At 52.6% G+C, this 22,799-nt stretch carries 21 protein-coding genes; 13 read left to right on the top strand and 8 right to left on the bottom strand.

The features are described 5' to 3' along the window. Positions 1-3: 3 nt before the first annotated feature. From ACVBEF_RS02960 to ACVBEF_RS02945, 4 genes are read left to right on the top strand one after another with little or no spacing between them, the layout of a single operon-like run. Entirely contained in the window at positions 4-891 is an 888-nt protein-coding gene (locus ACVBEF_RS02960; protein ID WP_447122451.1) for a branched-chain amino acid ABC transporter permease, read from the top strand. Continuing rightward, complete coding sequence (locus ACVBEF_RS02955; protein WP_447122450.1) at positions 891-1,652, top strand: ABC transporter ATP-binding protein; 762 nt, start codon at positions 891-893, stop codon at positions 1,650-1,652. The genes ACVBEF_RS02960 and ACVBEF_RS02955 overlap by 1 nt, the downstream gene beginning before the upstream one ends. After that, positions 1,649-2,362 carry an ABC transporter ATP-binding protein gene (locus ACVBEF_RS02950; RefSeq protein ID WP_447122449.1) on the top strand — a complete coding sequence of 238 codons (714 nt, stop codon included), beginning with the start codon at positions 1,649-1,651 and terminating at the stop codon, positions 2,360-2,362. The genes ACVBEF_RS02955 and ACVBEF_RS02950 overlap by 4 nt, the downstream gene beginning before the upstream one ends. A gap of 37 nt (positions 2,363-2,399) precedes the next feature. Continuing rightward, positions 2,400-2,654, top strand: coding sequence for an AbrB/MazE/SpoVT family DNA-binding domain-containing protein (locus ACVBEF_RS02945; RefSeq protein ID WP_447122448.1), 255 nt, complete (start codon positions 2,400-2,402; stop codon positions 2,652-2,654). Between the two features lie 101 nt (positions 2,655-2,755). On the opposite strand, the gene pmbA is transcribed toward ACVBEF_RS02945, so the two are convergent. Then, positions 2,756-4,120: a metalloprotease PmbA gene (pmbA, locus tag ACVBEF_RS02940; protein WP_447122447.1), complete on the bottom strand. Its 1,365-nt coding sequence runs from the start codon at positions 4,118-4,120 to the stop codon at positions 2,756-2,758. A 357-nt stretch (positions 4,121-4,477) separates the two neighbouring features. On the opposite strand from pmbA, the gene yjgA reads away from it, so the two are divergent. The 7 genes from yjgA (at position 4,478) to ACVBEF_RS02905 (ending at position 10,561) form a co-directional block, all read left to right on the top strand. After that, complete coding sequence (gene yjgA, locus ACVBEF_RS02935; RefSeq protein ID WP_447122446.1) at positions 4,478-5,077, top strand: ribosome biogenesis factor YjgA; 600 nt, start codon at positions 4,478-4,480, stop codon at positions 5,075-5,077. After that, the gene (gene mog / locus ACVBEF_RS02930) at positions 5,058-5,693 is read left to right on the top strand and encodes a molybdopterin adenylyltransferase (protein WP_447122460.1); all 636 of its coding nucleotides are present in this window, start codon (positions 5,058-5,060) and stop codon (positions 5,691-5,693) included. Before yjgA ends, mog begins: the two co-directional genes overlap by 20 nt. A 21-nt stretch (positions 5,694-5,714) precedes the next feature. Then, positions 5,715-6,383, top strand: coding sequence for an alpha/beta hydrolase (locus ACVBEF_RS02925; RefSeq protein ID WP_447122445.1), 669 nt, complete (start codon positions 5,715-5,717; stop codon positions 6,381-6,383). A 209-nt stretch (positions 6,384-6,592) separates the two neighbouring features. Further along, a complete protein-coding gene (locus ACVBEF_RS02920; RefSeq protein ID WP_447122444.1) occupies positions 6,593-9,085 on the top strand; it encodes a heavy metal translocating P-type ATPase in 2,493 nt (830 codons plus the stop codon). Then, positions 9,075-9,479, top strand: a complete 405-nt coding sequence (gene cueR, locus ACVBEF_RS02915; protein WP_447122443.1) for a Cu(I)-responsive transcriptional regulator — start codon at positions 9,075-9,077, stop codon at positions 9,477-9,479. The genes ACVBEF_RS02920 and cueR overlap by 11 nt, the downstream gene beginning before the upstream one ends. 31 nt (positions 9,480-9,510) lie before the next feature. Continuing rightward, positions 9,511-10,014, top strand: a complete 504-nt coding sequence (locus ACVBEF_RS02910) for a cupredoxin domain-containing protein (protein WP_447122442.1) — start codon at positions 9,511-9,513, stop codon at positions 10,012-10,014. 181 nt (positions 10,015-10,195) lie between these two features. Then, a complete protein-coding gene (locus ACVBEF_RS02905) occupies positions 10,196-10,561 on the top strand; it encodes a copper-binding protein (protein WP_447122441.1) in 366 nt (121 codons plus the stop codon). 88 nt (positions 10,562-10,649) lie between these two features. Here ACVBEF_RS02905 and purU read toward each other — a convergent pair whose 3' ends face one another. Both purU and ACVBEF_RS02895 read right to left on the bottom strand, forming a co-directional pair. Further along, positions 10,650-11,519 (bottom strand): formyltetrahydrofolate deformylase, encoded by an 870-nt coding sequence (gene purU / locus ACVBEF_RS02900; protein WP_447122440.1) that lies wholly within the window; start codon positions 11,517-11,519, stop codon positions 10,650-10,652. 160 nt (positions 11,520-11,679) lie between these two features. Then, entirely contained in the window at positions 11,680-12,228 is a 549-nt protein-coding gene (locus ACVBEF_RS02895) for a bactofilin family protein (RefSeq protein WP_447122439.1), read from the bottom strand. Between the two features lie 352 nt (positions 12,229-12,580). On the opposite strand from ACVBEF_RS02895, the gene ACVBEF_RS02890 reads away from it, so the two are divergent. Then, entirely contained in the window at positions 12,581-13,555 is a 975-nt protein-coding gene (locus tag ACVBEF_RS02890) for a thymidylate synthase (protein ID WP_447122438.1), read from the top strand. Positions 13,556-13,624: 69 nt separating this feature from the next. Here the strand turns inward: ACVBEF_RS02890 and ACVBEF_RS02885 are convergent, their stop codons facing one another. Beyond that, positions 13,625-13,747, bottom strand: coding sequence for a hypothetical protein (locus ACVBEF_RS02885; protein ID WP_447122437.1), 123 nt, complete (start codon positions 13,745-13,747; stop codon positions 13,625-13,627). A gap of 413 nt (positions 13,748-14,160) precedes the next feature. On the opposite strand from ACVBEF_RS02885, the gene ACVBEF_RS02880 reads away from it, so the two are divergent. Then, entirely contained in the window at positions 14,161-15,246 is a 1,086-nt protein-coding gene (locus ACVBEF_RS02880; protein ID WP_447122436.1) for a hypothetical protein, read from the top strand. Between the two features lie 162 nt (positions 15,247-15,408). On the opposite strand, the gene ACVBEF_RS02875 is transcribed toward ACVBEF_RS02880, so the two are convergent. The 4 genes from ACVBEF_RS02875 to ACVBEF_RS02860 all read right to left on the bottom strand — a co-directional run bounded on the left by ACVBEF_RS02875 (position 15,409) and on the right by ACVBEF_RS02860 (position 22,660). Then, complete coding sequence (locus ACVBEF_RS02875; protein ID WP_447122435.1) at positions 15,409-16,872, bottom strand: efflux transporter outer membrane subunit; 1,464 nt, start codon at positions 16,870-16,872, stop codon at positions 15,409-15,411. A gap of 11 nt (positions 16,873-16,883) precedes the next feature. Continuing rightward, positions 16,884-18,278 carry an efflux RND transporter periplasmic adaptor subunit gene (locus tag ACVBEF_RS02870; RefSeq protein ID WP_447122434.1) on the bottom strand — a complete coding sequence of 465 codons (1,395 nt, stop codon included), beginning with the start codon at positions 18,276-18,278 and terminating at the stop codon, positions 16,884-16,886. Between the two features lie 231 nt (positions 18,279-18,509). Further along, positions 18,510-21,107 (bottom strand): glucans biosynthesis glucosyltransferase MdoH, encoded by a 2,598-nt coding sequence (gene mdoH / locus ACVBEF_RS02865; protein ID WP_447122433.1) that lies wholly within the window; start codon positions 21,105-21,107, stop codon positions 18,510-18,512. Then, positions 21,080-22,660, bottom strand: coding sequence for a glucan biosynthesis protein G (locus tag ACVBEF_RS02860; protein WP_447122432.1), 1,581 nt, complete (start codon positions 22,658-22,660; stop codon positions 21,080-21,082). The genes mdoH and ACVBEF_RS02860 overlap by 28 nt, the downstream gene beginning before the upstream one ends. Positions 22,661-22,799 lie beyond the last annotated feature (139 nt).

Here is a 22,799-nt window from a genome sequence, read left to right as displayed (position 1 = left end):
CCGATGAGCTTCATGGAATGGTGGGAGAGTTTCTGGGCAACCTATAACACGGTGGTGTTCAGCGTCGGCGTCAATGCGATGCTGGCGCTATCAATTTACGTCACGCTATCGTGCGGTTTACTGTCGCTGGCAAATGCGGCGTTCATGGGGATAGGCGCTTACGCTGCAGCCTTAATCAGCATGAACACCGGCTTGCCGTTTCCGGTAGCGCTGGCGGTGGGTGGGGCTTTACCGGCGCTGGTGGCGCTGATTATCGGCATCCCGACCCTGCGTTTGTCGGGCGTGTATCTGGCGATGGCGACGCTGGGCTTTGGCGAAGTCGTCCGGGTGGTGGTGCTGAATATGGATATTACCGGCGGCCCGATGGGGCTCAATGGCATTCCTCCGACAACCGAGTGGTGGCATATCGTGTTGCTGCTGGCGGTCACGTTGTATGTATTGGCACGCATCCGACGCTCCAAAATCGGGCGTGCATTTGAGGCCATTAAAGAAGATGAAATCGCAGCCCGTTTAATGGGCGTCAATGTGGCCGGATACAAGCTGCTGGCGTTTGTGATCGGCGCGACCATCGCTGGTGTGGCTGGTGCGCTTAACGCGCATTACACCTTTACGATCGGGCCGGGAAATTATGCGTTTGAAAACGCCGTAGATATCCTGACGATGGCGGTCTTCGGCGGTACTGGCAATCTGATCGGACCGACTCTGGGCGCGACCTTGCTGACGTTGATGCCGGAAGTACTGCGTCATTTCAAAGATTTCCGGTTGGCAGCCAATGGCATCATTCTGGTGCTGGTGATTCTGTATTTGCCGAAGGGCATTTGGGACCCGCGCCGGATGCGTAATCTTTTCAGAAAAAACAAACCAAGCGCGCAGACTGGAAAGGCAAGCTGATGCTACAACTTAACAATCTCAGCAAAAATTTCGGCGGCCTGCAAGTCTTACAAGACGTCAATCTGACCGTCCCGCAAGGCGGTATCTTCGGTCTGATCGGCCCTAACGGCGCAGGCAAAACTACGGTCTTTAATCTGATCACCGGCTTGCTGCGCGCCTCGGGCGGCAATATTGCCTTTGACGGTCAGGATATCGGCAAAGTTGCGCCGCATAAAATTACCGAACGCGGGATCGCCCGTACTTTCCAGAATATCCGCGTGTTCAAGGAAATGACGCTGCTCGAAAACGTCGTCGTCGGCATGCACGATCATATGGATTACGGCATCGTCGGCTTGCTGCTTAATCTGCCCGGCTATCGCAATATCGAGGCCAAAGCACGCGAAAGAGCGCTGGAATTATTGTCGTGGGTACGTCTCGACCACAAGGCGCACACGCTGGCCGATAGTTTGTCTTACGGCGAACAACGCAAGCTGGAGTTTGCCCGGGCACTTGCCACCAAGCCGAAATTATTGCTGCTCGATGAGCCTGTCGCCGGGATGAATCCATCCGAAAAAACCGAGTTGATGCGCGAGATTCTGAACATCAAGGAACGCGGTTTCAGCATCTTTATGATCGAGCACGATATGCGCTTTGTGATGGGCTTGTGCGACCGCATCGCCGTGCTCAACTTTGGCCGCATCATCGCCGAAGGCACGCCCGATCAAATCAAAAATAATCAGGAAGTGATCGAAGCTTATCTGGGTAAGGAAGAAGCGTCATGAAGCCTATCTTAAGCGTGCAAGACCTGGCGGTTTCTTACGGTCATATCGAGGCGGTCAAAGGTATTAACCTGACTCTCAACGAAGGCGAAATCACAGCACTGGTCGGAGCCAACGGCGCAGGAAAAAGTACCGCATTGCTGGCGATCTCAGGCTTGCTCAAGCCGACGCGCGGCAAAGTATTGCTGGATGATCGTGACCTCACCAAACTATCGCCGCACAAAATCGTCCAAAGCGGCGTAGTGCAAGTCGCCGAAGGCCGCGCTATTTTGACCACGCTGACCATCGCTGAAAATCTGGCGCTGGGTGCCTATACCCGCAGTGACAAAGCGCAAGTTACACAGGATCTGGAATGGGTCTATTCGCTATTCCCGGTACTGCAACAACGCAAGCAAGGTCTGGCCGGCAATCTCTCCGGCGGCGAACAACAAATGCTCGCCATTGGCCGCGCCCTGATGGCAAAGCCACGCGTATTGCTGCTCGATGAACCGTCCATGGGACTGGCCCCGCTGATGATTCAGGAAATTTTTCGGATCGTTGTGGAAATCAACCGTACCGGACTGACTATTTTGCTGGTCGAACAAAACGTGCGGCAAGCGTTGCGGATTGCGCAGCATGGTTATGTGCTGGAAACCGGGAAGATTGTGTTGACTGATACGGGGGCTAATTTGTTGCACAATCCGAAGGTGTTGGAGGCGTATTTGGGTGGCTGATATAGCCTTGAAATAGCGACATTAAGGAAACCTACAAATGGAACTTTTAATTCAAAAGTGGGGTGATAGCGCTGCTGTTTGTTTGCCTGCGGAGCTACTTAGCCAACTCAAGGTCGTGCCTGGCGACAAGTTATCAGTTGATATTCGCCCTGAAGGGGTACTGTTGAAATCGAAACGGCCTGCTTATGCTTTGGCAGACTTGATTGCACAATGTGATCAGAGTGCGTCTGTACCTGATGATGTAGCTAGCTGGAATCGCATTAGGCCGGTTGGACGTGAAACAGGCTGTTGATATTTGAATTCAAAAATCCGTTCGTACTGAGTAACGTATTGCCTACTCAGTACGAACGGATTTTATGGTGTTTCACAAATACTGCCTTTAATACGCTGTAATCAATTCCCCGCAACCGTGATACTCTCAATCAAAATCGATCCAGTCTGCGCCGTCCCCCGCGTCAACGTATCGGCCCCGATAGCCACAATCTGCGCCAACATTTCTTTCATATTCCCGGCAATCGTAATTTCCTCAACCGGATACTGAATCACACCGTTCTCGACCCAATACCCGGACGCACCGCGTGAATAATCGCCGGTCACGTAATTAACGCCCTGCCCCATCAATTCCGTCACCAATAGCCCGGTATGCAATTTTTTCAGCATCGCCTTGAAGTTATCAGTCGGCTTGGTCAATGACGAAGCAAAAGTCAGATTGTGCGCACCACCAGCGTTGCCGGTAGTCGTCATGCCGAGTTTGCGGGCTGAATAGGTGGATAAGAAATAGCCTTGTACAACGCCATCTTTTACCACGTCGCGACGCTGAGTTTTGACACCCTCATCGTCGAACGGAGATGAGCCGACTGCGCCGACGATGTGCGGATCTTCGACGATCTGGATGTGTGGCGCGAATACTGATTTGCCGAGGGTATCGAGCAGAAAAGTCGATTTGCGATACAACGCCCCGCCAGATACCGCTTGCACAAAAGCGCCTAGCAAGCCGGTTGCCAACGGCGCTTCAAACAAGACCGGGCATTTGCGGGTATCAAGTTGACGCGCATTCAAACGTGCCAGCGCACGTTCAGCGGCATAGCGGCCTACCGCTTCCGGTTTGGCCATTTTTTTAGGATCGCGCACAGACGAATACCAGCTATCGCGCTGCATTTTCCCGCCCTTGCCAGCGATGGGCGAGACCGACAACGTGTGGCGCGAGAACGGATAGCCACCCATGAAACCGCGTGAATTGGCGCTCACAAAATGCGATTGCTGGACATACACGCCAGCGCCTTCGCTGTTGCTGATGCGCTTATCGACGGCAAACGCGGCCGCTTCGCAACGTTGCGCTAAGGCCACGGCTTCTTCGGTGGAGATCAGCCACGGCGTGCAAAGTTTGAGGTCGCGCGGATGCATTTCCAGCATGTCTTGATCGGGCAAACCGGCGCAATCGTCTTCGGCAGTAAAGCGGGCGATGTTATAGGCCGCGTCCACGGTGTCTTTGAGCGACTGCGCCGAAAAATCGGAGGTGCTGGCGTTGCCGCGCCGGGTGTGGCCTTCTTCGCCCAGATAGACGGTCACGCCCATGCCTTTGTCTTTGTTTTGCTCGATGGTTTCGATGCTACCGCGGCGCACGCCGACCGAGAGGCCGCTGCCTTCGCTGATATCGACGGCAGCGTTAGAAGCGCCTTTTTCTCGTGCGTAACGCAAAACGTCTTGGGCAAGTTGTTGTAACTGGTCTTGAGTATGGATAAATACGGATGCGCTCATGAGCTGGTTTTCTTTAGTGAACGTGAGGGTTGGTGCGCAAAAGCGCGGTCGATTGCGCAGTTTAACTCAGTCTTTCGGATAACTAATATAGGTGCTGAAAAGATCATGCGGTTCGCGCTATTTATCGCTTCCGGCTATTCCCAATCGGAGATACGGTGATTTTTCAGACTAAATAATTTATCTTTTTACCATCATTACGGAATATATCTATTTCTCTGAAATTCAATGACTTAGCGCATGTTTGCTGCATCAAAATGCCCTTAAAACAGGCAAATGAGCCGTGAATGAGCGACAACGCCTGATGCTAAAACGGTTATCATAGCAATCGTTTAAAGACAATGGTTTTACCCCTACATCATGCCAAATCCAAATCGCGGCTCCTGCGGCTTTCAGTCCACCGAGTTCGAACAAGAATACGACCGCCCGTCCAAATCCCAACTGAAGCGCGAAATGACTGCGCTGCAAAAGCTTGGCGAAGAATTGATCGCCGAATCGCGCGACCGCGTTAAACGCGTACCGATGCCTGAAGATGTGCGTGACGCCATCTTGCAATGCCAGCAAATCAAGGATCACGAAGGCCGTCGCCGCCAGACCCAATATGTCGGCAAAAAAATGCGGACTTTAGAACCGCACGAACTGGCCGAGATCCAGAAAACGCTCGATAGCTGGAGAGGCTTGTCGAAAGCCGATACCGCGTCCATGCACGCGCTGGAACGGCATCGCGATCGCCTGCTCAAAGACGATGGCGCATTGACCTTGTTGCTGGCCGCACATCCTGATCTGGATGTACAGCACACCCGCACCTTGATCCGCAACGCACGCAAAGAGCAAGCTGAAAACAAACCGCCTAAGGCGTATCGCGAGATTTTCCAACTGTTAAAAGAGTTGAACAAGAAAAATGCGAACGAAGGTGATGACGACATCAGCGATGAAGACGATGAGCGTGACGATTTCTAACAAAATTCCCTCAGAGCAACGCCGCCTGAAAATCGGGCTGGTGTCGATCTCGGATCGCGCCAGTACCGGCGTCTATCAAGATCAAGGGATTCCTGCCTTGCAAGACTGGTTGAGCGCCGTGCTGACCAGTGCGTGGATGGCAGAAACCCGCCTGATCGCCGATGAGCAGGCAGTAATCGAACAAACCCTGATTGCCTTAGTCGATGAATATCATTGCGATCTGGTATTCACCACGGGCGGCACCGGTCCGGCGCGGCGCGATGTGACCCCGGAAGCAACGCTGGCAGTGGCGACCAAGGAAATACCCGGCTTTGGCGAACAAATGCGACAAATCAGCCTGCAATTCGTTGCGACCGCGATTTTATCGCGTCAGGTTGCCGTGATTCGCGAAACTGCCGACCACGCCGCGCTCATTCTCAATCTGCCAGGACAACCGAAATCAATCCGGGAAACGCTCGAAGGTCTGAAGAATGCCAATGGCGAGCAAAAAGTCTCTGGCATCTTTGCCGCCATTCCCTATTGCATCGATCTGATTGGCGGTCCGTATATTGAGACCGACGCGACTATCTGTAAGGTATTTCGGCCCAAATCGGCACTCCGCCCACCCACCGTCTAACTATTCACGCATCCAGTTTCCATGACCACACTCCTCAATACCCAAGAAATCAGCACTTCGGCCACACCCACGGCGAGCGTTATCTGGATGCACGGCCTGGGTGCCGATGGCTCAGATTTTGTGCCTATCGTTAAAGAACTGGACCTGCACGGCTGTCCGGGCATTCGCTTTGTGTTTCCCGATGCGCCCACTATGCCGGTGACTATTAACAACGGCCATGTCATGCCAGCCTGGTACGACATTTTTTCGGCCGATTTGGTCAAGCGCGAAGATGAAGCCGGATTACGCAATTCGCAGGCGCAGATTGACGCGCTCATTGCGCAAGAAATTACGCGCGGGATTTCTGCGGACAAAATCGTCATCGCCGGATTTTCTCAAGGTTGTGCAATGGCTTTGCAAACCGGTTTGCGTTATCCACAAAAACTGGCAGGAATCATGTGTTTGTCGGGCTATTTGCCGCTGCGTGACAAGGTTGAGGCTGAGCGCTCCGCCGCCAATCAAGACACGCCGATTTTTATGGCGCATGGCAGTGCTGATCCGGTGGTTGTTCTCAACCGGGCCGAACAGTCCCGAGAGATTTTGCAGCAACTCGGGTATCAGATTCAATGGCATACGTATCCGATGCAGCATTCAGTGTGTGTACAAGAAGTCGCCGATATCGGTAGCTGGTTGCGTCGGATATTATCGTAGGCTTTCAGCGCGAAGATACAAGCCGCACAAACAGCAAAGCCAGATTTTTACATTGTAGAAATCTGGCTTTTTTCATGGCGCTCATCACAGCACACTGTAAGGTTTAGCAGTATGGCGTTCAAGAAACAATCGATAAAATGTATCTTGACCTTACTATTGTAGGAAGGTCTATCATCGTCTCATTCTCATTGTTTTAGCGGGACTTTTCTATGGACAACATTCTTAGCGCACTCAGCACCGATAACCTGACCGAATTTCAATTACCCATTGAAGGGATGCATTGCGGGTCATGCGTTGGACGGGTCGAAAAAGCATTACACAAAGTTGCCGGGGTCAGGAATGTCAGTGTCAATCTGGCCACAGAGGTGGCGACTATCGCCTCCGATCAAACGACCGCTATTGGCGCGTTGGTGGCTGCCGTAGAACAAGCGGGATATCAGGTTAAACAAGAAGCAATGACGCTCGCCATCACGGGCATGACTTGCGCCTCGTGCAGCGGGAGGGTGGAGAAAGCCCTCAAAAAAATTCCGGGTGTACAGGCTGTCACCGTCAATCTGGCCACTGATAGCGCCTTCATCGAGACGGTCGGCGCGGTGTCATCTGAACAATTCATCGCTGCCGTCGAAGCCGCTGGTTATACGGCAGCGTTGCCAACCGCAGCATCCTCGCAAACGCAATCGGCCAGTTCAAACTGGTTATGGCCAAGTTGGTGGCCGGTCGCCGTATCCGCCCTTCTCACCGCCCCGTTGATCATGCCGATGCTGCTGATGGTGTTTGGTAGCCAGTGGCAATTGCCTGGTTGGTGGCAACTTCTATTTGCGGCCCCCGTGCAATTCTGGCTTGGCGCACGGTTTTATCGATCTGGGTGGCGTGCGCTCAAAGCTGGCACCGGGAATATGGATGTGCTAGTGGCGCTCGGAACGAGTGCAGCGTTTGGGCTATCGCTGTATCAATTATTGATACCGAATCTGCACGTAATGGCCGGTCAGCACTTGTATTTTGAAGCGTCGGCGGCGGTCATTACTTTGGTGCTGCTCGGGAAATGGCTGGAAACGCGTGCCAAACGCCAGACCACCGATGCGATTCGCGCCTTGCAGGCCTTGCGCCCCGAACATGCGACTGTCCGGCGTGAGGGGATAGATCATCAGGTCGCCATCGCAGCATTGCGCGTGCATGACATCATCGTGGTACGTGCCGGAGAACGTATCGCAGTCGATGGCAAGGTTGCCGAAGGACGCAGCCATGTTGACGAGTCCATGCTCACCGGCGAAAGCCTGCCGGTAGCCAAACAACCGGATGATCAGGTCAGTGCCGGGGCCATCAATGGCGAGGGCGTGCTGCTGGTTGTCACTACCGCGATAGGGGCCGAAACCACCTTGGCGCGCATCATTCGTATGGTTGAGCAGGCGCAGGCCGCTAAAGCGCCGATTCAACGTCTGGTCGATCAGGTCAGCGCAATTTTTGTCCCGGTTGTATTGGTGGTGGCCTTGCTGACCCTGCTCGGCTGGGGCCTCACTAACGGTAACTGGGAGCAAGCCATCCTCAACGCCGTCGCCGTGTTAGTGATCGCTTGCCCCTGCGCGCTGGGGCTGGCAACGCCGACTGCGATCATGGTCGGCACTGGCGTGGCGGCGCGTTACGGGATCTTGATCAAAGACGCAGAAGCGCTCGAAATAGCCCATCGAATTAACGTCGTCGCTTTCGACAAAACCGGCACCCTGACCGCTGGCCGCCCTACCCTGATCGCTTATCAGGCTAGCCTGGGTCACGGTGACGGCGACGATGCCACTGCATTGCTGACCCTGGCAGCAGCGGTCCAACGCAGTAGTGAGCACCCGCTGGCGCGTGCAGTCCTTACCGCCGCTGCGGCACAAAATCTGTCATTCCCCATCGCCACGCAAGTTCGCACCGTCGCTGGCTGTGGCGTAGAGGCACGTATTGAGCAAGACCTCTACTATCTCGGCAGTACACGCTGGATGCAGGAGCTGGGCGTTGATCTTGGTCCTTTGGCGGCACGCGCATCTTTATTGGCGGCAGATGGCCGCACGATTTCCTGGTGTGCAAGTACTCCCATCGATGTTGTTGGCAAGCCAATTGTGCGGGGATTATTGGCGTTTGGCGATAGCGTCAAACCCTCGGCCAAAAGGGCTGTTACACGCTTGCAGCAACTCTCGATCCGGGTCGCCATGCTCAGTGGCGACAATTGGGGCAGCGCCAACGCTGTTGGCAAACAACTCGGGATTACTGACATTTATGCAGAAATTTTGCCCGCTGACAAAGCCGCCGCCATACACAATTTAAAGAAAAACGGCGCGGTCGTGGCCATGGTCGGCGACGGTATCAACGACGCACCGGCCCTGGCCGCCGCCGATGTGGGCATCGCCATGTCGACCGGGACCGATGTCGCCATGCATGCAGCAGGGATTACCCTCATGCGCGGCGATCCGGCGTTAGTCGCTGATGCCATCACGATCTCGCGCCGGACTTATTACAAAATCCGACAAAATCTGTTTTGGGCCTTTGCCTATAACGTGGTTGGGATTCCCTTGGCCGCGTTGGGGTATTTAAATCCGGTGCTAGCCGGTGCGGCCATGGCGTTTAGCAGTGTTAGCGTGGTGAGTAATGCCTTACTGTTGCGGCGCTGGCAACCGGAGAAAGATAGGTCAATGTCATCTTCGGAGGAGATCGACAATGGATACTGAGCGCGTCAATATTGGCGGCGCGGCGCAGGCCTCCGGCGTCTCTGCCAAGATGATTCGGCATTACGAAGAGATTGGCTTGATTCCGGCAGCAATCCGTACCGAGGCCGGTTACCGCACCTACTCCGAACGCGATGTGCATTTACTGCGCTTTATACGTCAAAGCCGGATACTGGGGTTTTCGATGAAACAAATCAGCGCCCTCATCGGTCTGTGGCTAGACCAGTCGCGCCCTAGCAGCAAGGTCAAACAACTAGCGCAAGAACATCTGCGGGAGCTAGATACAAAAATCAGTGAATTGCAGGCCATGAAGCTGACGCTGGAACGGCTAGCGGCAAGTTGTCATGGGGATACTCGGGCTGATTGTCCGATTCTGGACGGACTGTCCAAAGATTAATTTCACTCCATTACTATTAAAGCGACAAACTATGAACACACCCTTCTCTTCTTCGTCTTTTTCATCCTCTTTTTTTGCAGCTCTGGCCTTGAGTGCACTGACGATCACCAACGTGACCTATGCCGATAATGCCCATCAACACTCTGCTAGCGATAGCGCAACAGGCGTGCCCGGAAAAGCCAGCGCAGCAAGCCGCACCGTCAACATCGCCATGGCCGACAACATGCGCTTCAGCCCTGCTAATGTCAGTGTCAAACAAGGCGAAACGATCAAATTCATCGTCGCTAACAATGGCAAACTCGCGCATGAAATGGTAATTGGAAATACTGCCGAGCTGGCTAAACACGCTCAAATGATGCGACAAATGCCGGCCATGCAGCACCACGAGGCCAATCAAATCACCGTAGCACCGGGCAAAACCGGGGAATTAATATGGAAGTTTAATCAGGTCACGACGGTCGATTTCGCCTGTCTGGAGCCGGGGCATTTTGAAGCGGGAATGAAGGGGCAGATTGAGGTCATGGCTGGTAAATAATGATCGATGTTTCTGATTAAGTAACAAGTAACGACCTGTAAAACTTGTTTGTTTTTTATCCTCTGTCACCGAGCATAGGAAAATCTTAGTCGAATAAAGTAAGGCCCCATCATTATTTAGACTAAGCCCCCAGATGCAGACAGTACGATTTTGCAGACTTACTCAGAAAGGATCACTCTCAATGAATCACCTGTACCTATTAAGTAATTTAATGGTCATTGTGACCACTTTGTTGATCGGCATCCCCTTAACCAGCATGGCTGACACGACCAATCAACCTGCCAGTACAGAAATGGCGAATGAACCGAATGAAAACGGTGCATTGCCATTGGTCGATGGCGAGATCGTTAAAGTCGATCCGATCAAGAGCGCCATCACCATTAAACATCACCAAATCCCCAACTTCGGGATGCCGGCGATGACAATGGCGTTTAACGTCAGCGATAGCGAGATGCTGCATCAATTTAAGTCTGGCGATGCGGTCAAATTTTCGATTAACAAATGTGACGGCGCATTGACCATTATCAGTTTAGAAATGAATTCGTAGTCGGTGTCAGTCTCCCTGAATAGCAAAACAGGCGCTCTAGGTGCCTGTTTTGCTATTCAGGGTATTTCTCTGAAACAGGCAAAAACGCCTACTTGAATACCACCGTTTTATGGCCATTGAGCAAAATGCGGCGCTCTACAAACCATTTCACCGCACGCGCCAGCACCACAGATTCCACATCGCGCCCGATGGCGGTGAGTGTATCGGGTGCCATCGCATGATCTACCCGGGCCACATCCTGCTCGATAATCGGGCCTTCATCTAAATCGCCGGTGACAAAATGCGCCGTCGCGCCAATAAGCTTCACGCCCCGGTCATGCGCTTGATAGTAGGGCTTGGCACCTTTAAAACTGGGGAGAAAAGAATGATGGATGTTAATTGCCCGGCCCGTCAACGCCGTGCATAACGCTGGTGACAAAATTTGCATATAGCGCGCCAGGACCACCAAATCAACGTTTTGCGATTCGATCAGCTCCAAAATGCGGGCTTCTTGCGCCTGCTTAGCGCTAGCCGATGCGCCGTTCGCCAGCGGCAGGTGATGAAAAGGAATGTTGTAGCTGGCGGCTAATTGATAGAAATCGGTGTGATTAGACACAATCGCCGGAATCTCCACCTGCAACAAACCGCTTTTGTAACGAAACAGCAAATCGTTGAGGCAATGCCCGATTTTGGACACCATCAACAACATGCGCGGTTTTTTTGCCGCATCGTTCAATTGCCAGTTCATTTGCATGCTGGCTGCTAATGCAGCGAAGGCTGTGCGTAACGCCTCATCAGCAATCGCCGGATTTTCTGACGAAAAATGCACGCGCATAAAAAACAGTTGCGATTGCGCATCCCCAAACTGGGCTGAATCGATGATATTGCAACCATATTCGGCCAGAAAACCGGACACGCGATGCACAATCCCGCGCTGATCGAGGCAGGACAAGGTAAGGATATATTCTGGATGGCTCATGTTTTTCTTGTTGTGAAGAAATGGCCCGTGCTGAAACGCACTGTAGGCGAAAGGCGCTATTGTCGCATGCCTGCAGCAGACGAACAAAACCCGGGCTAGCTTTCACAGCGGCCCGGGTTAGTCTGGATCTGACGTTAAACTTTAATTACACATTAACCAATTAAACGGTGGTCGATGCAACCGCTACCGGCGGGGTCAATGCTGCTTTAGATGGGGCGGTACCGACTACTTGGACTTCGCCAATCAATTGGCCGCCTTCTTCAATCACGACTTTGCCGTAACGAATTTTTCCCGAGACTTTGCCTGTGGCATAAATCACCAGTTTTTCGCGGACGATCAAATCACCATCGAATTCACCATGGATTTCAGCCAGATCGATTTCAGCAGAACCTTTGAAAGCGCCCTTTTCGGCAATGTGAATGACGCGCGAATGCATCGTCGCTTCAACCCGTCCTTCAACTACCAAGGTATCGCAATCGGTAATTTCTACGCCCTTCAGTTTGATATTCGGACCGACGATGAGCTTGCTGCCGCCTTCGTTGGTGCTCGAAGCGCTTGACTGTGGGGGAACTGCTGCAGGTGTACTCACTGGATTAATCGGTTTAGCAAAACTGGAAGGGCTATTAGACGACAAGCTGTTCGATGATCCGAGAGGGGAAGTCGGTGTGGGGGTTTCGCGCTTACCAAAAAGCGTTTCTGAACGAAGCATCATATCTCCTGAAAGTAGTGCGCGTATCTATGGCAGCCATCTATGACAACCATAGACATTGACACGCAAATAAAAAATAATTAAAACCCGAATAACAACATCTGGCGGGTCAAAAGTCCATCGCTTACGATACAGAAAAAACCTCTGAAATTCACGCTTTCCGGCCTTTCATTTTGTAACAAAAAGAAAGCATTTCAGCGAAGTTTTCAATTTTACAAGGCCTACCCCATTATTCCCGCAACACGACTCTCAAACCTCTATTAAAGATCGACATCCAATCGGTATACTGTCAGTTGCATAAAAAAATAGCTGACGGCACTTTTTGCCTTGTAGCGCGCCGGAGAAAATGTAAATGAAGCAATATCTCGACCTCGTACAGATGATTCTTGACAACGGAAGTTGGCAAGAAAACCGCACAGGCATCAGAACCATCAGCATGCCGGGCGCGATGATGCGGTTTGATCTTCAGAAAGAAGGATTTCCTGCTGTCACCACCAAAAGACTGGCTTTTAAGTCGATCGTCGGGGAGCTGTGCGGATTTCTCAGAGCATCGCGAAGTGCGGCAGATTTTCGTGCACTAGGCTGCAAAGTCTGGGATCAGAACGCCAATGAAAATGCGACGTGGCGAGCCAACCCGTATCGACTCGGCGAAGACGATTTGGGCCCGGTGTATGGCGTTCAGTGGCGCGCATGGCCTGCGTACAAACTACTGGCGACAACGGAGGCTGCGCAAATCACGGATGCGCAGAAAAATGGATTCAAACTGATCTCTTCCGTACAAGATGACGGGCAAGAAAAGGTGCTGCTATACAAAGCCATCGATCAACTGCGCGATTGCCTCGACACCATCATCGCCAACCCCGGCAGTCGGCGTATCTTGTTTCATGGCTGGAATTGCGCCGACTTAGACGCCGTTGCGCTTCCGGCCTGCCATCTTCTCTATCAATTCCTGCCCAATGCGGCGACTAAAGAAATCTCGCTGTGTTTGTACATCAGAAGCAATGATATCGGTTTAGGCGCGCCGTTTAATCTGGCTGAGGCCGCGGCCCTACTGCATCTGGTCGCCCGATTGACAGGCTATAAGCCGCGCTGGTTTACCTATTTTATTGGCGACGCACATATTTACGAAAATCATCTCGATATGCTGCAAGAACAATTAAAGCGTGAACCATACGCTGCGCCAAGTTTAGTGATTGCTGATCGTGTTCCTGATTTTGCGGCGACAGGACGGTACGAACCAGAATGGCTAGAAAAAATAGAACCGTCTGATTTTTCATTGGTTGATTATCAGCATCACCCGGCCTTGACAGCACCAATGGCCGTTTAAGTTTTTTTGGCCTGAAAACGGCAGTTGGACCGGCACGCAAATTCTCGACAGATTGGTCAATATTTGTCCTTATAGCGAGACTGCGCCGGACCGGCGTATCGTGCCGCAGAGTATAAAAGCACGGATCACACATAGCGTGCTCCAGGTCAGGTACGCCAGCACGCCGGATGTGGCGATCAGGCTAAACCACATCAGCGTATCCCTAAATTGCGGCAGCATCCTGACGTCGCATCAAGCCTTTCATCTGCGGCCGTGTCAGCGCGCATTTGTACCAGACGGCATTTGCCAAACCTTGTTCAATGGCCTTATCGCCATCCCCGCCTATCATCTGGTAAGACTGCTACGCACTTTTTGTGTTGCTTGTATCGGGATGCAGATTTCTTCATGTCCGCTATGGAGTGCCTTCAATGCAAGGGAAATTCTCCGTATTGAACGCAGCACCAAATCACCCATCGCTCCAAGAGGCCTTTATCCCAATGAGCGATTTGTTAGTGATGATGCGAGTTGTTATCGTGCAGAATTGCCGATTTTGTCTAACATGGTAGGTCTGTTTTCAACTTCATACGCTGCAGGCTGCGTAACTTTATTTATTCAAAAAGGATGACATGTCATATATTTTTTCGTCTGGCGGAATTCCAATGGTGCCTTTTCTACCTTTGAAGGCAGGTGCTAATGATTCAGTTATACCCTCGAGGTTTCGTAATGTTAAAAATGTTGTCGATCAACTTGAAGCTGTTTTTGAAGCAAAAAAGATAGGAAAGCGCGTACGTGAAATAATCAGTGTAAAAGCCCTGGACAAAATGGCTGTTCTTGTCAAATTGAGGGGTTCAAGAAAAGATTTTGAACAAGTGGGATTAAGGTGTGCTTTTGAAGGGAATACCAAGAAGCTCGAACTAACGGGAGTGGTCGATTTAGAGCAACCACCAGATTTTCAGGAACTTGTCTGGTTTTCCCTTGATCCCAAATTTACCGGCAGTGTTGTTAATAGTCCAGATGGTAACTTGGTTAATCTTGCTGAACTGCTTAATGAAAATAATGGAGAGGAAAATTCTGGAACCACGGTGTTTATCAACGGCGGCTACTTTAAGCATGAAGATCGTGGTTGTCCTTATCCACTAGGGACGCCCATCGGAAAAGTCATCTCAGATGGAAAAGAGATTCGTTGTGCTCCGATACCATCGGAGTATGAGGATGTTGCCATAGAAATTGTATTTGCTGACAGGTCCAGCATACAACTGTGGCCTGTTTTAGCCGAAGAGGGGGTCCCGTGTATCACGCAAAAAATGTTGGATGAAGATCCCAGATTTAAATTTCCTCCAATTTTTTCTATTAAAGATGGCGATAGAATCGGATTTGGATCAGTGATTCATGCTCTGGTTCTAAATCCGCGTGCATGCATGAGTTTGCCGAATTATCCTCATCCTGAAAACCGTATCAGGCTAGTCCTCGCCCCTGCCAGGGAACGTAATGTACAAGGTTATAGTTTGGCATCATTGGCACAAGTCATGGCACGGATAAATCGATTGTCAAAATCGAATTTTGCAATAGCTGTTGATGGAGGGTATTCGAGCACGATAGGTGCGATTAAACAGGATCATCCCCCCATAGTGTTCAGTCAAGCCCAAGATACAGTACCGAGGATGGTCGCTAATTACTTAAAATTTACCGTAAAGTCAGACAAAAAACGCTAAACCCTAATCCGCGAATATGCAGTGCAGCGCATATTCGCGGAATATCAATTGGCGGTCTTTCCGCCGCCGTTTCCAGAATCATTCGTTCTTCCCGACGTTGCATATTTTTGTTGCATACCGCGCCTGACTTGGCAATGCGTACTCTGGCAGCCTGTCGATGTCCTATTCGCTGACTTTTTGCATACTGGCGTCATCCTGCCAGCCGCCCCCAAGCGCCTTATACAAAGACACCGTCGCCTGTAAGCGCTTCAATTTCAGCTTCCCTAATTCGTTCTGCACGTCCGATAGCGCACGCTGGGTATCGAGCACGGTCATCAAATCTTCTGCGCCGACTTTATAGCGGATTTCAGACAAATTAAACGCAAACCGCGCCTGTTCCATTTCCGTTGTTTTCAACACCCGCTGCTCGTCTAAGCTACGAATTTGACCCAGCACAGTATCGACTTCGGACAACGCGGCAATCACGGTCGAGCGGTAAAGCTGCACCAACTCTTGCTTTTGCGCGATGGCTAAATCACGTTCGCTCTTGAGACGTCCGGCATCAAAAATCGGTGCCACCAACGATGCGCCAACGTTGGCAAGTAAATTCGGGCCATTGAACAACGATAGCAAGGCGCTGCTTTGTGCGCCGGTTGAACCAGTCAGTCGAATACTCGGGAACAACGCCGCACGTGCCACTGCGACGTTGGCATTGGCTGCGGCAAGTTGGGCCTCGGCCCGTCGGATATCGGGCCGACGCGAGAGCAGTTCTGACGGCAAGCCTGGCGTGACATCCGGCAAGGTGATGGTGTTGAGACCATGATTGCCGACCTTGAAGTTTTGCGATGAGAGTCCCAGCAAAATGGCTAATGCCGATTGGGCCTCACGCTCTTGCTGCATTAAATCGGGAATCGAGGCTTTTTGCCCGGCCACAGCGGAGCGTTGGCGCGCCAAATCCAGCGGAGACGCCGCCCCGGCGTTGCTTTGCGCATCGACCAGAACCAGCACGCGTTCTGCATTGGCGACGTTTTCGTGCGCGATGTCGAGCCTGTCGTGCAATGACAACACTTGTAAAAAGGTCGACACGATGCCGCTGGTGACCGTCAATGCGACGGTTTGGCGATCATAGATATTGGCGTTTAACGAAGCTTGCGCCGCAGCAAGGCTGGCCTTGTTTTTGCCCCAGAAGTCGATTTCATAACTGACCTCAAACATTCCATTAGTTGAGGTGCTGGCGCTGCCGCTATGGGCCAGCGGCAAATCGCGATTACCACTTAAAGTAAAGTCAGCAGCCGGTAACAACGGCGCACCGGCAATCCGCGCCTGCGCTTCAGCCTGGCGCACACGTGAAAGCGCTGCGGCGATTTCGAGATTACTTTTCTGCCCCTGATTAACCAGCTCGGTCAGCTCATTGCTGCCGAAGCGTTTCCACCAATCGTTATCGGGCCATTCCTGATCGCCGGCTTTCCCGCTCAAGGTCCAGCCAGCGGGCATTTCTACCGCCGGAGGCGGTTCCGATAGCGGGATTTTATGCGCACATCCGGCTAAGGCGGCGCACATAAGGCCCAACAATAGCGAGGAGGAGGATGGGGCTGACGAAAATTTCAGATGAAAAAAAGAAAACAGACGGCGCATCGTGCATCTCATGAGCGCCACCATTAACGCGCCCCCGATGCCGTGCTTTTGCCCTCTGCAACGCTAGCTGGCGCAGGACTTTGAGTCAACGTTTGCAACGCCGCAGAAGGAAGTACTTTGGTGTTAGCTGACGTATTGGTCACATTTTCAGTCACGCCAGGCACGATCGGCTTTATTTGTTTCGGCTTGAGCAGGATAGCAGGCACCGGCCCGACCAGCATTTGTTCGCCAACGGCCAGACCGGATAACACTTCGGCTTGCTGCTCGTTGCGCAAACCAATCGTCAATTTGCGCACACTGAGTTGCAAGTTAGCACTCAATACATTGGCGCTATACAAACCGTCAGCATCGGGATTGCCCAATAATTTAATCGGTATCAACACCACACCTTGAGCTTGCGCAACAATAAACTGGACTTGCGTGCTCATGCCGCTCATCAATTCCTGCTCGGCATTATCGACTTCAAACAAGACGTTATAAAAAGTCTGCTTGCCTTGCTCGCCAGTGCCATCGGCTGGCACCGGAATGACTTGCCGCAGCTTGCCCGACCATTGCTTGCCAGGATAGCCGGGCGTGGTGAAATTGGCAGTCATGCCGCGCCGCAAGCGGGTGACATCAATTTCGGCCACGCGAGCTTGCACCGTCATTTTGGAAAGATCGGCAATCCGCATCAACGCCGTCGCCGGCTGCGGCGCACCCACCATTTGTCCGGGACGTGCATTGAGCGACACCACGGTGCCGGAAATCGGGGCCAACACCTGGGTGTGCTGACGACTTTCTTCGTCGAGTTTTAAGGTCGCCTCAACCTGGCGGATTTGCGCGTTAATCGCGTCCACTCTGGCGCTGGCCGAAGACATACTCATCCGGCTCGATTCAAAGGATTCTTCACGCGTGGCGTTTTGTGCTTTTAATTGCGTCTGCCGATTGAATTGCAACTCGGCAAAATCCATCTGGGCGCGCTGATCGGCCAGTTCAGCCTGTAGCCGTGCCATTTGGGCCCGATTGGTTTCAACCTTGGCCGGTTGCAAGGTCGGATCAATCTCAACCACCATCTTGCCTGCTTTTACCGTATCGCCAACGGCCACCAGAACATCCTTAATCTGACCGACAACCTGCGCATTCGCATCAGCATATTTGTACAGTTGCAATTTACCTGCCGCCTCTACGGTCTGCAAGATATCCCCGCGTTGAATGGTCACGGTATCAAACTTGACCGGCGCTGGTGGATTGATCGTATCTGCCGCTCCAGCCTGCAAGATCGCAGCAGGTTTCGGCTGCTGCGCCAATACCTGCCTGAGCACGACGCTCGCGCTGAGAATGATCACAAGAGACAATCCCGCGATGAATCCTCTGCGAGGAAATGTGCGGAAGGCATCCTGAGAAATGGACGGGGGATTTTTATTCAGATCAACTGTCATCGGTACGCGGGAAAATAAACAAAAAAAGCAGCAGGGTCGGTTTTTTGCAGCAACGAATTTGAGAATTCGTTGCGGCCCAAATATTGGCAAATAAATAATAATTCGAATGTATAAACGAAGGGTGTATTTTAGACGCAATCCCAGCCGTAGCCTCAAGCCTGGCGGAATAGTTTGGTAACAGTTGTTACCTGGCACGCACTGCAATAACACGCAAAAAGTGGCATACCCGACTTACATCACAATCCGTTCCCGCCATTGGCGATGGGCGTTGAGCGAACTCCACACGGCGAAGTGTAATTGCGACAACATCAGCGGATCGTCTAACAGCGCGCTTTTCTGACGCGGCGACAAACCGGCAGGCCCTTCTAGCAACGCGCATTGCACCAATGCGGCATGGGCCGCCAGACTCGCAGCGGGGATGTTGGGACGCGCCGTGACGGCGGCGCAGACCAAGGCGTTGATCGTCGGATCGACCACCGCCTCAACGAACCCGGCTAAGCGTCTGCCAGCGGCGTTATAAGCCGTCGTCGCCGCCAGTTCAGGCGGCAAATTGACCTCTTCCGGAATCACAAATAAGCGCGCATGGCGAAAGCTGCGCCCCAACGACACCCGGCTGGAAAAAACCGATAGCGGAATCGACACCACCAGAGAGCCGACAATCGGCAACAACCACCATAAATAGGACGGCTCCAGAAAATACACGCCCGTGCCCCACACCACGCCCAGCGCGGTATGCCAGCCGTGGCGTCGATACGCTTCGCTCCAGGTCGTCTCGGTATCTTCACGCGGCGGCGATTTCCAGCTGATCGACCAACCGAGAAATGCACCCACGACAAACAGGGTGTGAAATAACATCCGCACCGGGGCCAACAACATTGAAAACAGCAATTCAATGAGCATGCTGGCAGTGAGTCGCAACGCGCCGCCAAATTCACGAGCGCCTTTGGCCCAGATCAAGACCACGCTGAGAATTTTCGGCAAAAACAACAAGGTCGCCGTCGCGCTAAACAACATCAGCGCCTGCTCTGGATGCCATTCCGGCCAGACCGGAAATAGCTGGCCGGGCGTGACAAAATATGCCGGCACAATCAGGGTGTGCATCGCCAACAATACGGTCGAAAGTACTAAAAATCCGAACCATAACGGTGCCGACAAATACGCCATCACACCGGTGACAAATACCGCCCGATGCACGCCGTGCATGCCACGCGCCAGAAACAGCCGAAAGTTCATCAAATTGCCCTGACACCAGCGGCGGTCGCGCTTGAGTTCATCGAGCAAATTCGGCGGCATTTCCTCAAAACTACCGGCCAGATCATAGGCAATCCAGACCCCCCACCCGGCGCGGCGCATCAGGGCGGCTTCAACAAAATCATGCGACAGAATTTCACCAGCGAGTGAACCTTCGCCGGGCAAGGGGGCCAATGCGCAATGCGCCATAAACGGGGCCAGACGAATAATCGCGTTATGGCCCCAATAGTGCGATTCACCCAATTGCCAGTAATGCAAACCGGCGGTAAATAACGGCCCATACACCCGCGTTGAAAACTGCTGTATGCGCGCATACAAGGTATCGCGCCCAGCCGCGCGCGGGGCGGTCTGGATGATACCGGCGCTTGGATTGGCTTCCATCAAACGCACCAGCGTAGTCAGGCAAGTCCCGCTCATGACGCTGTCAGCGTCTAGCACAATCATGTAATCGTAATTCGCGCCCCAGCGTCGACAAAAGTCATCGATATTGCCGCTCTTGCGCTTGACCCGACGCCGCCTGTGCCGATAAAAAATCCGTCCAAAAGCACCCAGCGTGCGACACAGGGTGACCCAGGCATCGAGTTCTGCGGTGCAGATATCGGGGTCGCCGCTATCGCTCAAGACAAAAAAATCAAAACGTCCCAGTTCGCCACTCTGCTTCACCGACTCAAACGTCGCGCGCAAACCGGCAAAAACCCGCGTCACATCTTCATTGCAGATCGGCATCACGATCGCGGTTCTGGTGGTCGCCGGAATCGGTCCGGGCGCTGCCTCTTCGCGTGAAATAATGTAGCGATCCGTGCCCCGCATGAGCACCAGAAAACCTGCCATCGCGGTCCAAAATCCCGCCGAGACCCAGCAAAACAGAATCGCAAACAAGGCCAAGGTCAGCATTTCCATCGGCTTAGTGCCGTGATACGGCAGCACTGTGCTCATGAAATACGTCGCCAGCACCGTCTGTGCCAGCATCAATGCGATCAGGACGATGCGTCGCAGATTGCCGTTGTGGCCCAGGACTGCGCCGGGGTCGTGATTTTTTTCTTTGGCAACCGGCTGTAAGACGCTGGTTTCTTGCGCAGCTTCCCTGGCAGTTGCACGCCGTCTGGACTTCAGACCGGGGCGACGATCAAAGGCATGATTCGCGTTTTCGATCCAGCGCACTAAGGGATTGAGCGTTCCCCACGGATGCGCGACGATGGGCGTGCGATTGAGCGGCACGGCAAGCGTGATCCGGGTGCGGCCAGCGGCGTCGGTAATGACTTCCGGCGCGGCGCTTTTTACCTTGAATGCGTCGCTATCGGGCGGCGCTCCGTAAGCCAGGCGCAAACGATGGGCGACAGATGCGTAGGCCGGATTAGCAACATCAGCCTCAGGATCAGCACCACCCATATCCGCTAATGCCAGATGCAAGGACGCTATTTCCCCTACCGATGTGGCGCCATGCGTGCGTTCGGATAACGCCGTACGCTGTCCGGGTGACAGCGCAAGGCGTTCCAGATAAGCTGCGGCAAGAGAGTGTTCTTCGTTCTCCGGCAAAGCGGCTTTGTGGGCTAGTTGGACGGTAATATGTAACTCCACGTTTCAGATAAAGTTGTATTGCCATTGCGCAGAAAAGCGCGCAATTCAACGGGTTTATTGTCTTCATTTCGGCGCACTCTGATATTGACACGCCAGCCGCCGGTCACCTCATTGCGGACCACGTCGCTGCTCAACAGCTTGCCGTTATCGTCGACACTGACAATCGCGTCGGGGGTTTTATCGGTCTTCTTATCGGCCGCTAATTTTTTGAGAGCAGGCCCCTCAAAATCCACCAACAGATTGACGGCGTCATCCGGTTTAATCTGAAAGCCACTGCCACGACGGGTCTGCATGACCGACGCTAAAGGCGAGCGCATTTCAGCCTCTTTTTGCCACAACAAGGTGTATTCAATGACATACGGCTGTCCCACTTTCGGTGGTTTATCCGGCACCCAATAGGCCACGATATTGTCATTGGTTTCGTCCGGCGTCGGAATCTGGACCAATTCCACGCGCCCCGCGCCCCAGCGTCCTTTCGGCTGCACCCAGGCGCTTGGACGTTTTTCATAGCGCGCGTCTAAATCCTGATAGGCCGAGAAATTGCGCTCGCGCTGCATCAGACCGAAACCGACCGGATTACTCGTCGTGTAAGACGTCACCAGCAGGCGTTTGGGATTGACCAATGGCCGCCAGATCCACTCACCCGACCCGGACGCCACCAGCAAGCCGTCGGAATCATGGACTTCGGGCCGATAATCTTCAGTTTGCGAGCGCTGATTTTTGCCATAAAAAAACATGCTGGTCAGCGGCGCTACGCCCAACTTGCCGACACTCTCGCGTAAATAGAGCTGCGCCTTGACATCAATGGCGGTATCGACACCGGGCTTGAGGACAAAACTATACGCACCGGTGAGCCGCCGCGAATTCAGTAGCGCGTAAATCGTCACCTGTTTTTCGCCCGCGTTGGGGCGCTGTATCCAAAATTCGACGAACTGCGGAAACTCCTCTCCCGAGCTCAATGCCGTATCGACCGCCAACCCGCGCGCCGATAACCCATAGCCCTGATCCTTGCCCACCGCACGGAAATAACTCGCCCCTAAAAACGACAGCACTTCATCTTTATAAGTGCTGCTATTGATTAAAGAATGGACTCGAAACCCGGCAAATCCGAGCGCGCCGGGTTTATTCAGGCCAGCAGCGTCGATCTTATTTGCACCATAGTCAAAACTATTCGGATCGAAGCGAATATCACGCACCACATTGCCATTGATTTCATGCATTTTTACGGGTTGATCAAACAAATGCCCTTCATGAAAAAAAGCCAGATCAAATGGCAATTTGGCATTCTTCCAAGGGGACTTTTCAGGTTTAAATCGAATATCTTTATATTGCTCGAAGCTGAGATCATCGATCTCTTTTGGCACATTCGAGACCGGCTTAATGTATGCCTTCGCCGACAATTCTTTGGCGCGCTGGGCAACATCGTTAAAACCAAAAGCAGATGCATTGAGACTAGGCAAAAAACATGTCACCGCCATACATGCCGACATTAACATTGCACGCTTAGGTGCAGAAAAACACGATTTCACCAGATAAAAAATGGGTAATGGCATTGGATTCCCGGTTGGTACTGCTGTGGTGTTCGATTATTTGACAGGACTTCCTGACTGACCGCGCTATGCGATACGTCACATTTGCGTGCTCATGTGTGTGATTATTGTAATCAGAAAAATTTTCCAACATAAAAGAAAT

Source organism: Glaciimonas sp. GG7, assembly GCF_052976905.1.
The sequence above is the reverse complement of the archived record's forward strand: the minus strand, read 5'-3'. Positions and strand labels throughout refer to the sequence as shown.